The following is a 12,019-nucleotide window of genomic DNA, read 5'->3' on the forward strand; positions in this document are numbered from 1 at the left end:
ACGCATGAATCCGCCACGCGCCGCCTGGCTGTTCCTCGCGCCCGCACTGCTGGTGCTGGGGCTGTTTTTCCTGCTGCCGGTGATCGCCGCCTTCGTGCTGAGCCTCACCGACTACGACCTGTACGCGCTGGCCGACCTGCGCAACCTGCGCTTCGTCGCGCTGGGTAATTACTGGGAGCTGCTGCATCGCCCGCTGTTCTGGTCTGCGTTGGGCCACACGCTGTACTTCGTGGTGGTCGGTGTGCCGCTGTCCATCGCCGCCTCGCTGGGCGCCGCACTGCTGCTCAATTCGCCGCTGGCGCGCTGCAAGCCGTTCTTCCGTACCGCGCTGTTCGCGCCGGTAGTCACCACGGTGGTGGCGGTGGCCGTGATCTGGCGCTACCTGTTCAACACCAAGTATGGCCTGGCCAACTACGTGCTCGGCGGCATCGGCATCGATCCGGTGAGCTGGCTGGAAGACCCGCGCTGGGCCATGCCCACCATCATCCTGTTCGCCGTGTGGAAGAACTTCGGCTACAACATGATCATCTTCCTGGCCGCGCTGCAGGCGATTCCCGCCGACCTGTACGAAGCCGCGCGCATCGATGGCGCCTCGCCGCTTCGGCAATTCCGCCACATCACCTTGCCGATGCTGGGTCCGACCCTGCTGATGGTGAGCATCCTGACCGTGTCCGGCTATTTCCAGCTGTTCGCCGAACCGTTCGTGATGACCGAGGGCGGCCCGCTGCAAAGCACCGTGAGCGTGCTGTACCTGATGTACGAAGAAGGCTTCAAATGGTGGAACCTCGGCTCCGCCTCGGCAGTCGCTTTCCTGCTGTTCCTGATCATGTTCGCGGTGACGGCGCTGATGCTGCGAGTGTCGCGCGCCAAGAGCGGGGCCGAGGCATGAGCCCACGCCTGGCCAAGGCCCTGGTCAACGGCCTGCTGCTCGGCGGCGCGGCCGTAGCGCTGTTCCCGCTGCTGTGGATGCTCTCCGTGTCGTTCATGCGGCCCGGCGACGCCAGTGCGCTGCCGCCGCCGCTGTTGCCGGCGCAGCCTACGCTGGCCAACTACCGCGAGCTGTTCGAGCGTGCCGGCATGGGCCGCTATCTGCTCAACAGCCTGGGCATTTCCAGCGCCATCACGCTGCTGTCGCTGGCCTTCAACCTGATGGCCGGTTATGCCTTCGCCAAGCTGCGCTTCCGCGGCCGCGAGCGGCTGTTCCAGGCGCTGCTCGGCGCATTGGTGATTCCGGCCCAGGTGGCCATGCTGCCTTTGTTCCTGCTGCTGAAATACCTTGGCCTGGTGAACAGCTACGCGGCAGTGGTGGCGCCAGCGATGGCGACGGTGTTCGGCATTTTCCTGGTGCGCCAGTACACGCGCGGCATTCCCGACGATCTGCTGGAAGCCGCACGCATCGATGGCGCGGGCGAACTGCGCATCTTTTTGCGCATCGTGCTGCCGCTGCTCAAGCCGATCATGGTGACGCTGGCGATCTTCACCTTCCTCACCGCGTGGAACGACTTCATGTGGCCCCTGATCGCCCTGACCGGGCAGGAGCACTACACGCTGCCGATCGCGCTGGCGTCGCTGTCGCGCGAGCACGTGCAGGATTCGGAGCTGATGATGGCAGGCTCCGTGGTGACCGTGCTGCCCGTGCTGGTACTGTTCCTGGCGCTGCAGCGCTACTACCTGCAAGGCCTGCTGCTGGGCAGTGTGAAAGGGTGAACCGATGAAGCTCGCCGTGTTCTCCGTTCTGCTGTCGTTCGCTGCGCTGGTGCCGGCGGCCGCGCTCGCTGGCGACGACGCGCGCGTGCTGGACGACTTCAGCCGTCCCGCGGCCTGGAAGGCCGAAGGCACCGACGATATCGGCACGCGACTGCAAGTTACCGATGGCAAAGCTGGCAAGGCGATCTGCCTGGCGTTCGATTTCCATGGCGTATCCGGCGCGGCCATGCTGCGGCGTGAGTTGCCCATCGACTGGCCGGATAATTTCGCGCTGTCCTTCGACGTGCGTGGCGCGATGCCGCCCAACGACCTGCAGGTGAAGCTGGCCGATGCCAGCGGCGACAATGTGTGGTGGTACCGGCGCGACGCCTTCCAGCCAACCGCCGACTGGCAGACGCTGACATTCCGCCGCAAGCAGGTGGCATTCGCCTGGGGCCCGGCCAAAGACCGGACGCTGCACCGCACCGCGGCGCTGGAGTTCACCGTGTACGCCGGACAGGGCGGGCAGGGCGAGCTATGCCTGAGCAACCTGAGGCTGCAGCCGCTGCCGCCGGAACCCGACCATTTTCCGCGACCGCGCGCCGAGGCCAGCTCCAGCCTCGCCGGCTATGCCGTGCAACGCATGATCGAAGGCAAGGGCCAGTGGCGCAGCGATCCGGCATCCGCCGGTGCGCAAAGCCTCACGCTCGATCTGGGCTTCTCGCGCGAGTTCGGCGGCCTGCTGATGCAGTGGCTGCCCGGTGAGCAGGCATCGCACTACGAAGTCGAGCTTTCCGATGACGCCGAGCACTGGCGCTCCGTGTCGAGTGTTGCTGGCGGCAATGGCGGTGACGATGCGCTGTTCCTGCCCGACGCCCAGGCCCGCTATCTGCGTCTGCGCCTGCTGGAAGGCCCGGGCCGTGCATACGGCCTGTCGCGACTGGAGGTGAAGGGTCGCGCCTGGGGTGCCTCGCCCAACGTGTTCTTCCAGGAGCAGGCCCGGCAAGCACCCCGCGGCATGTACCCGCGCGGCTTTTCCGGCGAGCAGAGCTACTGGACCCTGGTCGGCGCGGACGGCGGTGCCAGCCACTCGGCCTTGATCTCCGAAGATGGCGCCGTGGAAGTGGGCAAGGGCGGCTGGTCGGTCGAGCCGATGCTGTTCGCCGGCGGCAAAGTCATCGACTGGGCCACCGTGCGCAGCTCGCAAAGCCTGCTCGAAGGTTACCTGCCGATTCCCAGCGTGCGCTGGACTGCCGACAGCCTCACGCTCGACACCACCGCCTTCGTCGCGGGCGACGGCGATGCATCGGCGCTGGTGCTGCGCTACACCCTCACTAACCGCACGCCGCAACCGCAGCGGCTGACCCTGGCCCTGCTCGCGCGCCCGTTCCAGGTGAACCCGCCGACGCAGTTCCTCAACACGCCCGGCGGCATCCATCGCATCCACGATCTGGCCTGGGACGGCAAGGCGCTGACCGTCAACGGCGACACGCAAGTGCATGCGCTGCAACCGGCCGACGCCTTCGTCGCCAGCAAGTACGAGGCCGGTTCGCTGCCCGAACTGTTGGCGCAGGGCGAACGACCGCGCGTGGAGCGGCTGCACAGCGCAGCCGGTTTCATGCAAGGCGCGTTGCTCTATGCGATCGACCTGCCGGCGCATGGCAGCCGCACCCTTGGACTGGCGATTCCACGATCGTCGCGGTCATGGTCCGCCCCGCACGACCCGGCGTCGTGGCTTCGCCAACAGCTGCAAGGCACGGCTGCCGCGTGGCGTGCCAAGCTCAACCGCGTGACGCTGCAACTGCCTGCCGCGCAGCGTGCCATCGCCGATACCGCGCGCAGCGCGCTGGCGCAGATGCTGATGTCGCGCGAGGGTCCTGCGCTGCAGCCGGGCACGCGCTCGTACGCGCGCAGCTGGGTCCGCGACGGCGCGATGATGACCGAAGGTCTCGCGCGCAGCGGTCATGCGGATGTCGCCGCGGAATTCGTGCGCTGGTATGTGCCGCACCAATTCAGCAACGGCAAGGTGCCGTGCTGCGTCGACGCGCGCGGTTCCGATCCGGTGCCCGAGAACGACAGCCATGGCGAGCTGATCTTCGCCATCGCCGAGCTGTGGCGGTACACGCACGATCGTGCCGCCCTGGAACGGCAATGGCCGGCCGTCCAGCGCGCCATCGCCTACATGGACAAGCTGCGCGAGCGCGAGCGCGGTCCCGCCAATCAGACCGCCGAACGTCGCGCGCTCTACGGCCTGATGCCGGCCTCGATCAGCCACGAGGGCTACTCGGCCAAGCCGATGCATTCGTATTGGGACGACTTCTGGGCACTGAAGGGCTACGACGATGCCGTGACGCTGGCCAAGGCACTGGGCCAGGATGCGGAAGCCGCGCGCATCGCCGCTTCGCGCGACGTGTTCCGCGGCGATCTCAAGGCCTCGATCGATGCGGCGGTGAAGCAGCACCGCATCGACTACCTGCCAGGCGCCGCCGAACTCGGCGATTTCGATGCCACGTCCACCACCATCGCGCTGTCGCCAGGCGACGGCCAGACCTGGCTGCCGCCCGCATTGCTCGAACGCACCTTCGAGCGCTATTGGGAAGGCTTCGTGGAACGGCGCGACGGCAAGCGCGAGTGGGACGACTACACCCCGTACGAACTGCGCACCATCGCCAGTTTCGTGCGCCTGGGCTGGCGCGACCGCGTCGGCGAGCTGCTGGCGTTCTTCTTCGCCGATCGGCGGCCGGCGGCCTGGAATCAGTGGGCCGAGGTCGTGGGCCGCGATCCGCGCAAGCCGCGTTTCGTGGGCGACATGCCGCACGCGTGGATCGCCTCCGACTACCTGCGCTCGGCCTACGACTTGTTCGCCTACGAACGCCCGCGCGACGAGGCATTGGTGCTGGCGGCGGGTATCCCGGCGGACTGGCTCAAGGGCGAGGGCGTGGGTATCCGCAGGCTGCGTACGCCGTATGGCGAGCTGAGCTACGGGTTGCGCGAGCGCGACGGCTCGCTGGTGCTGAGCGTGGAGAAGGGTCTCGACATCCCGCCCGGTGGTCTCGTGCTGCCCTGGCCTTATGCAGGCGAACCGACGGGCGATGCCATGGTGAATGGCAGGCCGCAGGCGTGGCGGGACGGCGAGCTGGTCATTCGCGTGCTGCCGGCAACCGTGAGCATGCAGACGATGCGCTGATCGATATCGGCGAAGGGATCACCAGGCCTTCCGAAGCAAGGGTCTGTTGCGCTCTGTAGATTCCCCTCGCCCCAACCCTCTCCCCGGAGGGGAGAGGGGGCAGGCGCTTAGAAATGGCCGGCGCGGAAATCCGCGATGGCCTGGTGGATCTCTTCCGGCGTGTTCATCACGAACGGCCCGTAGCGCGCCACGCTCTCGCCCAGCGGTTTGCCGGCCACCAGCAGCACGCGGGCGGGCGCCTCGCGGCCACCGATGCGCACCGTGTCGCCCTTGGACAGCACCGCCAGTTCACTGCGGCGAAGCACATCGCCCGCCACCTGCGCATCGCTGCCGTCGAACACGTAGGCGAACGCGCTGTGGCCTTCCGGCAACGGCACTTCCAGCTGCGCGCCCGGCTGCACGGCGATGTCCAGATACACCGGCTCGGTGGCGACACCGGCGACCGGGCCGCTCGCGCCGAACAGGTCGCCGGCCACGATCTTCACCTCCACGCCGTCCTGTGGACGGACGGTGGGGATGCGCTCCGGCGCGATGTCCTGGTAGCGCGGCGCGGTCATCTTGTCCTTGGCCGGCAGATTCACCCACAGCTGGAAACCCCACATCAGGCCGTTTTCCTGCTGCGGCATTTCCGAGTGCAGGATGCCGCGGCCAGCGGTCATCCACTGCACGCTGCCAGGACCGAGGTCGCCCCGGTTGCCGTGGTTGTCGCCGTGACGCATGTGGCCGGCGAGCATGTAGGTCACGGTCTCGAAGCCGCGGTGCGGATGCTCGGGGAAGCCGGCGAGGTAGTCATCGGCGCTGTCGGAACGGAACTCGTCCAGCAGCAGGAACGGATCGACCATGTCCAGGCCAGGCTGGCCGATGATGCGCTTGAGCTTGACGCCCGCGCCGTCGGAAGTGTCGGTGCCGCGGATGCGGCGGAGGATCCTGCGTTCGTTCATGGTCGGCTCCTTGGGGAGGAATGCGCTCCATGATGGTTGCCGCCCGCGCGGCCTCCAAGCCGCGCGCTGCGAACGGATTGTTTCCTTAGTCTGCCCTGCCCGAGGCTCGTTCAGTGCAGCCAGTGGCCGCTGCGATGCCTCGGCGGCTGCCCGCTGCTGTCCGCGTCGCCGTCGCTATGGCCGGTCTGCACCATCGCTTCGACCTCGGCTTCGGTCGCCGGATGCTGCTGCCAGTACTGGGCGAGCGCACTGAGCACCGCCGGAATCTGGGCCAGGCACTCGTCGTATTCCTCGTCGCTGAGCTTCTCGAAGTCGGCCTCGGCGCTGAGGATGCCTTCGTCCACAGCCAGCGCCATCACCGGACCGAGCTGCTCCATCAGCGACGGATCGTCGGCCAGGCGCTTTTCCCACAGGCCGGCGCGCAGGTCGATGGCGCGGCTGAAGCCCTCGCACCAGCCCGCCGCGGAGAGCACCGGGCCGGTCTCGGTATCGATCTCGCCGAGGATCGGCTCGTAGGCGTCCACCTCCAGCTCCGCGACGATGGAATCGTTGAGCTTGGCCAGCAGCGCCAGCACGCGGTTGCCTTCGTCCTCGTCGGCGAACGGCTCGTGCAGCACTTCCGGCAGCCATTCGTCCGGCAGCACCTGCAGCGGGCCGACGGCCAGCGCGGAAAGCATGCCGTGCACGCCGTCCAGCAGCAGGTCGCCGTCGCCGGCGTGGGCACGCAAGTAGCGGTCCAGTTCGTCGAGTTCTTCGTCGGTCAGCGAACTGGGCCAGTCGGTCTTCGAAGTATTCATCAGATATCCAGATCCAGCGTCACCGGGGTGTGATCCGAGGGCCTTTCCCAGCGACGCGGCGTGCGGTCGATGGCGGCCGCCTTCGCTGCGGATTTGAGCACGTCGCTGACCAGGATCAGATCGATGCGCAAACCCATGTTGCGCCGGAATGCGGCTTGACGGTAGTCCCACCAGCTGAAGTGTCCGCTCTCCTGCTCGAACAGACGGAAGCTGTCGTGCAGCCCCAGGTCGGTGATGGCCTTGAGCGCGGCGCGCTCGGGCGGCGAGCACAGCACGTCCTCGCCCCAGGCAACCGGGTCGTAGACGTCGCGGTCGTCCGGCGCAATGTTGAAATCGCCCAGCACCACCAGGCGCGGATAGCGCTTCATTTCCTCTTCGAGGAAGTCACGCACCTTGGCCAGCCAGTCGAGCTTGTAGGCGTACTTCTCATCGCCCACCGCCTTGCCGTTGACCACGTACAAGTCCACCACGCGCACGCCGCCGACCGTGGCGGCGAGAATGCGTCGCTGCGGATCGGCCAGGTTCGGGATGTCGGTGACCACGTCCGCCGGCTCCTCGCGCGCGAGGATGGCGACGCCGTTGTAAGTCTTCTGTCCCGAGTACACCGTGCGGTAGCCGGCGGCGGCCAGTTCGTCCACCGGAAATTTGGCGTCCTCCAGCTTGGTTTCCTGCAGGGCGACTACGTCCGGCCTGGCCTCGGCGACCCATTCCGTAAGCTGCGGCAGGCGGACCTTGAGCGAGTTGACGTTCCAGGAGGCGATTTTCATGGACGGCATTGTAGGGGCATGCCGCCGCTTCGGCACTCGGGTGTGCATGGGAGAGGCCGGTTTGCGACCGGCCTCCCGCTTCGTCCCGCCGATCCTTGCGACAGCGGAACGAAGCGGCCGATGTTCAGACCAGGCCGTGGCTGCGCAGCAGCGCTTCGGGTTCGGGCTTGCGCCCACGGAAAGCGACGAAGCTCTCGAGCGCCGGGCGGCTCGCGCCGACGGCGAGAACCTCCTGGCGGAAGCGCTCGCCGGTGGCGCGGTCGATCACGCTGCCGCCGGTCCTGGCGACATCTTCGAAGGCGCCGAACGCATCGGCGCTCAGCAGTTCCGCCCACAGATAGCTGTAGTAACCGGCGGCATAGCCGCCAGCAAAGATGTGCGTGAAGCTGTTGGGGAAGCGTTGCCAGATCGGCGGATGCAGCACCGCCACCTCGCGCCGTACCTGCTCGAGCATTGCCAGCGGGCGCGCGCCTTGCGCCGGGTCGTATTCCAGGTGCAGGCGGAAATCGAACATGGCGAATTCCAGCTGCCGCACCAGGAACAACCCGGCATGGAAGTGTCGCGCCGCCAGCATGCGCTGGAACAACTCCTCCGGCAGGCGCTCGCCGGTCTGCCAGTGACGCGCGAACAGATCCAGCGCTTCGCGGTTCCAGCCGAAGTTCTCCATGAACTGGCTGGGCAGCTCCACCGCATCCCATTCCACCCCATCGATGCCGCCGATGGACGGCAGCTCGATCCCGGTGAGCAGATGGTGCAGGCCGTGGCCGAATTCGTGGAACAAGGTCAGCACGTCGTCGTGCGTGAGCAGGGCAGGGCGGCCCTCGGTGGGCGGCGCGAAATTGCAGGTGAGGAAGGCCACCGGCAACTGCTCGCCGCTTCCATCGGCCGCGCTGACGTCACGGAAGCGCGCCTGGCATACGTCCATCCACGCGCCACCACGCTTGCCGGCGCGCGCGTAGAGATCGACGTAGGCGCCGGCGAACACGCGGCCATCGGCATCGCGCACGTCGTAATAGCGCACGTCCGGATGCCACACGTCCACGCCGTCGCGCGGCGCCACGGTGATGCCGTAAAGCTTCTGTACCAGGCCGAACAGGCCGTCGATCACCGCCGGCAGCGGGAAGTACGGCTTGAGCTGCTCCTCGTCGAGGTCGTAATTCTTCTGGCGCAGCTTTTCCGAGGCGTAGGCGACGTCCCACGACTCCAGGTTGTCCAGCTTCAGTTCCTTGGCGGCGAACTCACGCAACGTGGCCAGTTCCTCGCGCGCAACCGGGCGGGCGCGCTCGGCCAGGTCGTGCAGGAACTCCATCACTTCGGTGGGCGAGGCGGCCATCTTGGTGGCCAGCGATTCCTCCGCCATGTTGGCGAAACCCAGCAGCTGCGCCGCTTCGTGGCGCAAGGCCATGATGCGGTCGATGCGCGGGCCGTTGTCGAACTTGCCGGCATGCGGACCCTGGTCGGAGGCGCGGGTCTGGTAGGCCCAATACACGCGTTCGCGCAGGCCGCGGTTGTCGGCATAGCTCAGCACTGCCTGCACGCTGGGCTGCTTGAGCGTGACCAGGTAGCCATCGAGATTCTGCTCGCGCGCGTACTGGCGCAGCACGGCGCGACCGGATTCGGGAATGCCGGCCAGGTCGCGCTCGTCGGTGATGTGCTGGTGCCAGGCGTCGGTCGCATCGAGCACGGCGTTGGAGAACTCGGTGGACAGCTTGCTCAGCTCCACGCCGATCTCGCGGTAGCGCGAGCGCGCCGGCTCTTCCAGGGCCACGCCGGACAGCCGGAAATCGCGCAGGGCATGCTCGACCAGGGCACGCTCGGGACGCGGCAGCGCGCCGAATGAAGGCGCGTCGGCCAGCGCCTGCACCGCTTGGTACAAGGCGCGATTCTGGCCCAGCTCGATGGCGTGCTCGGTGAGTTTCTCTTCCGCCGGGCCGTAGGCCTCGCGCAGGGCCTCGCTGTCGGCCACCGAATGCAGATGGCTGACCGGCGCCCAGGCACGGGCGACGCGTTGTTCGAGTCGCTCCTGGCTGAGCATGACGCCGTTGAAGTCGCGCGGCCCACCCTCCGCGGTGAGCTTGTCGATGGCTTCGCGGTACTCCGCCAGCAGGGTATCGATGGCCGGGCCAACATGTTCCGGTCGGATGCGCGAGAACGCCGGTAGCGGGCCGGCGGCGAGCAAGGGGTTGTCTTGCGCCGGTTCGCGGCGCGCCTGGTCGTCCCGGGCGATGGTTTCGTGGGCCATGGTGTCTCTCCTTGGGAGCGCCAGCGTGGCGACGGGCCCGGGCGAAATCAAGCCAGTCGAGGCACCCGATTTACGCGGGAGTGTCATACAGCGCGCCCTACCATCACGTTTATGCGACAGCCCGATTTCACCGACCTGCTCCGTCAAAGCCACGTGTTCGGCCATCTCGGCGCCGAGGCGCTGACGGCGCTGGCGGAGCGGCTGGTCTGGTTCGGCCTGCCCGGCGGAAGGCCGCTGTACAAGGCGGGCGAGACGGCCGATGCGATGTACCTGCTGGTCAGCGGCAGCTTGGGCCTGTTCGAAGGATCGGCTCGCCTGCTGCACCTGATCTCGGCCGGCGACAGCGTGGGCGAGATCGGCCTGATCAGCGGCGAGGCTCGCCAGCTCACCGTGCGTGCCCTGCGCGATTGCGAACTGCTGCGGCTGGACCGCGCGGACTTCGAGCGGATGATCGGCCATCACCCGCAGGCCATGCTGGGCGTGGCGCGCGTGGCGGTCGAGCGGTTGCAACGGCGCCTGCGCGGCGAGGACACGCCAGGGTCCGCACGCACCTTCGCCCTGCTGCCGGTCACCGCGGATGTGCCGGCGCGCGCGCTCGCCATGCAGTTGGCCATGGCACTGGAGGCCTACGGCAGCTGCGCGGTGATCGACGGCGAACTGGGCGCCGGGCGCGGCAGCGACTGGTTCGCCGCACGCGAGGCGCAGGCGCGCTTCGTGATCTATCTGGATACGCAAGACGACCCGTTGTGGCGCCAGCGCTGCCTGCGCCAGGCCGACGTGCTGCTGCTGCCCGCCCAGGCGGCCCAGCCGGCACGCCCCTGGCCGGAAGCCGCGCCACTGCATCCCACACGCGCTGGTCACCGGCCGCGCCATCTCATCCTGCTGCACGCCGGGCGCCAGCCCAGCCTGGGGGCGGCGCAGCGCTGGCGCGCGCAGTTCAGCGGCGAACTCCAGCATCACCATATCGGTGGCCAGGCGGATATCGCCCGGCTGGCGCGACTGGTCAGCGGCCACGCACGTGGACTGGTGCTCGCCGGCGGCGGAGCGCGTGGACTGGCGCACCTCGGCGCGCTGCGCGCCTTCAAGGAGGCCGGTCACAGCTTCGATTGCGTGGGCGGCACCAGCATCGGCGCGATCATCGGCGCCGGTGTGGCAGCAGGCTGGGAGCTGGAGGAAATGACCGAGATCTACCGCCGTGCTTTCGTCGAAGGACGCCCGCTGTCGGACTGGACCCTGCCGGTAGTCGCGCTGACCCGAGGCCATCGCGCCGCCGCGATGCTGCGTCGCGCGTTCGGCGCGCTGGAGATCGAAGACCTGGAGCTGCCGTTCTTCTGCATCGCTACCTGCCTTTCCGGCGGCGGCATGACGGTACAGCGGCACGGCCCGTTATGGCTGTGGTTGCGCGCATCCAGCGCGATCCCCGGCGTGTTGCCGCCGGTGCTGCATCAAGGGCGCGTGTTCGTCGACGGTGCGCTGATGAACAACCTGCCCACGGACGTGATGGCGGCGGATGGCGTCGATCACATCACCGCGGTCGACATCCGCGCCGAGATCTCTTTGCTTACCACCGTCGAGGAACACGCCACGCCGCCGTGGTGGCAAGTATTGCTGCAGGAGCAGGCGATCCAGCGGCCGGGTCTGGTCTCTACGCTGGTGCGCGCAGGCATGGTCAATGGCGAAGCGCCGAGCCTGCATCGCCGCGACCGCGCCGACCTGCTGGTCACGCCGCCGCTGGAACACATCGGCATGCTCGACTGGAAAGGCTGGCAGCGTGCGATCGAAGCGGGCTACCGGCACACTGTGCAGGTGCTGGAAGGGCGGCGCGGATAAGCGCCGCTTTGTCTGCTTTACTCCGGCTTTGCGTGCGAGGCTTCGATCAGCGTTTTCAGGTAGGCCTCCCACTCCACGAAGCGGATCACCGAGTGATTTCGCTTCGTCGGATGCGGCCGCGATGCCGCTTTCACGCTTTCGGGCAGGTCGTCCCGCAACCACAGTTCCTCGATCTTCACGGTCGCGCACGGCTCGCTGTCCAAATCCTCGAGCCACATGTGTCCGCGCCACGGATATTCATTGAAGACGTCGGACCTCTTCCCGACGAAAAGCAGCGCGCGGTCTCCCGGCTCCAGACCGATGTTGCCCCAGGTCGTCGGCCCCCGATAGAACTCGATCGTCGCGCCGAGATGATCCGGCGTGATGCCTCTGCGGCACGAGTAAATGCGCTCGACCTTCGCGCGAAGGAGATGGGGCGATGGCGAGTCGATGACCGACACGATCACCAGGTCGTGCATGTTCGCCGCCACGGAAAAAAGGGGCTTGGGTGTCTCCATACGATCGATGCTCCTGAGTTCCTTCCCTGGCCGACGGCGCGCCAGACATCGCCGTCACTTTGCCGCGGAATC

Annotated in this window: 9 protein-coding genes; 4 read left to right on the top strand and 5 right to left on the bottom strand. The window is 67.6% G+C overall.

The annotated features are described in order from the left end of the window. Positions 1-4: 4 nt before the first annotated feature. From ACNR9O_RS20665 to ACNR9O_RS20675, 3 genes are read left to right on the top strand one after another with little or no spacing between them, the layout of a single operon-like run. On the top strand, positions 5-889 hold the full coding sequence (locus ACNR9O_RS20665) for a carbohydrate ABC transporter permease (protein ID WP_473685247.1): 885 nt from the start codon (positions 5-7) through the stop codon (positions 887-889). Continuing rightward, positions 886-1,707: a carbohydrate ABC transporter permease gene (locus ACNR9O_RS20670; protein ID WP_473685245.1), complete on the top strand. Its 822-nt coding sequence runs from the start codon at positions 886-888 to the stop codon at positions 1,705-1,707. The genes ACNR9O_RS20665 and ACNR9O_RS20670 overlap by 4 nt, the downstream gene beginning before the upstream one ends. Before the next feature lie 4 nt (positions 1,708-1,711). After that, positions 1,712-4,873, top strand: a complete 3,162-nt coding sequence (locus ACNR9O_RS20675; RefSeq protein WP_473685243.1) for a discoidin domain-containing protein — start codon at positions 1,712-1,714, stop codon at positions 4,871-4,873. Positions 4,874-4,980: 107 nt separating this feature from the next. On the opposite strand, the gene ACNR9O_RS20680 is transcribed toward ACNR9O_RS20675, so the two are convergent. From ACNR9O_RS20680 to ACNR9O_RS20695, 4 genes are all read right to left on the bottom strand, one after another. After that, positions 4,981-5,814, bottom strand: a complete 834-nt coding sequence (locus ACNR9O_RS20680) for a pirin family protein (RefSeq protein ID WP_473685241.1) — start codon at positions 5,812-5,814, stop codon at positions 4,981-4,983. A gap of 110 nt (positions 5,815-5,924) precedes the next feature. Continuing rightward, a complete protein-coding gene (locus ACNR9O_RS20685; protein ID WP_473685239.1) occupies positions 5,925-6,611 on the bottom strand; it encodes a YecA/YgfB family protein in 687 nt (228 codons plus the stop codon). After that, positions 6,611-7,378 (bottom strand): exodeoxyribonuclease III, encoded by a 768-nt coding sequence (gene xth, locus ACNR9O_RS20690; RefSeq protein WP_473685237.1) that lies wholly within the window; start codon positions 7,376-7,378, stop codon positions 6,611-6,613. The genes ACNR9O_RS20685 and xth overlap by 1 nt, the downstream gene beginning before the upstream one ends. Positions 7,379-7,502: 124 nt before the next feature. Beyond that, positions 7,503-9,620 carry a M3 family metallopeptidase gene (locus ACNR9O_RS20695; protein WP_473685235.1) on the bottom strand — a complete coding sequence of 706 codons (2,118 nt, stop codon included), beginning with the start codon at positions 9,618-9,620 and terminating at the stop codon, positions 7,503-7,505. Between the two features lie 111 nt (positions 9,621-9,731). Here ACNR9O_RS20695 and ACNR9O_RS20700 point away from each other — a divergent pair, with 111 nt between their 5' ends. Further along, complete coding sequence (locus ACNR9O_RS20700; protein ID WP_473685233.1) at positions 9,732-11,450, top strand: patatin-like phospholipase family protein; 1,719 nt, start codon at positions 9,732-9,734, stop codon at positions 11,448-11,450. Between the two features lie 17 nt (positions 11,451-11,467). Here the strand turns inward: ACNR9O_RS20700 and ACNR9O_RS20705 are convergent, their stop codons facing one another. Then, entirely contained in the window at positions 11,468-11,947 is a 480-nt protein-coding gene (locus ACNR9O_RS20705) for a hypothetical protein (protein WP_473685231.1), read from the bottom strand. Between the last annotated feature and the right edge of the window lie 72 nt (positions 11,948-12,019).

This window comes from Dyella sp. CR10 (assembly GCF_055814425.1).

Excerpts from the sequence above, each read along its gene's own strand:
- ACNR9O_RS20665 (WP_473685247.1), top strand. The coding sequence starts at position 5 with ATGAATCCGCCACGCGCCGCCTGGCTGTTCCTCGCGCCCGCACTGCTG.
- ACNR9O_RS20670 (WP_473685245.1), top strand. The coding sequence starts at position 886 with ATGAGCCCACGCCTGGCCAAGGCCCTGGTCAACGGCCTGCTGCTCGGC.
- ACNR9O_RS20675 (WP_473685243.1), top strand. The coding sequence starts at position 1,712 with ATGAAGCTCGCCGTGTTCTCCGTTCTGCTGTCGTTCGCTGCGCTGGTG.
- ACNR9O_RS20680 (WP_473685241.1), bottom strand. The coding sequence starts at position 5,814 with ATGAACGAACGCAGGATCCTCCGCCGCATCCGCGGCACCGACACTTCC.
- ACNR9O_RS20685 (WP_473685239.1), bottom strand. The coding sequence starts at position 6,611 with ATGAATACTTCGAAGACCGACTGGCCCAGTTCGCTGACCGACGAAGAA.
- xth (WP_473685237.1), bottom strand. The coding sequence starts at position 7,378 with ATGAAAATCGCCTCCTGGAACGTCAACTCGCTCAAGGTCCGCCTGCCG.
- ACNR9O_RS20695 (WP_473685235.1), bottom strand. The coding sequence starts at position 9,620 with ATGGCCCACGAAACCATCGCCCGGGACGACCAGGCGCGCCGCGAACCG.
- ACNR9O_RS20700 (WP_473685233.1), top strand. The coding sequence starts at position 9,732 with ATGCGACAGCCCGATTTCACCGACCTGCTCCGTCAAAGCCACGTGTTC.
- ACNR9O_RS20705 (WP_473685231.1), bottom strand. The coding sequence starts at position 11,947 with ATGGAGACACCCAAGCCCCTTTTTTCCGTGGCGGCGAACATGCACGAC.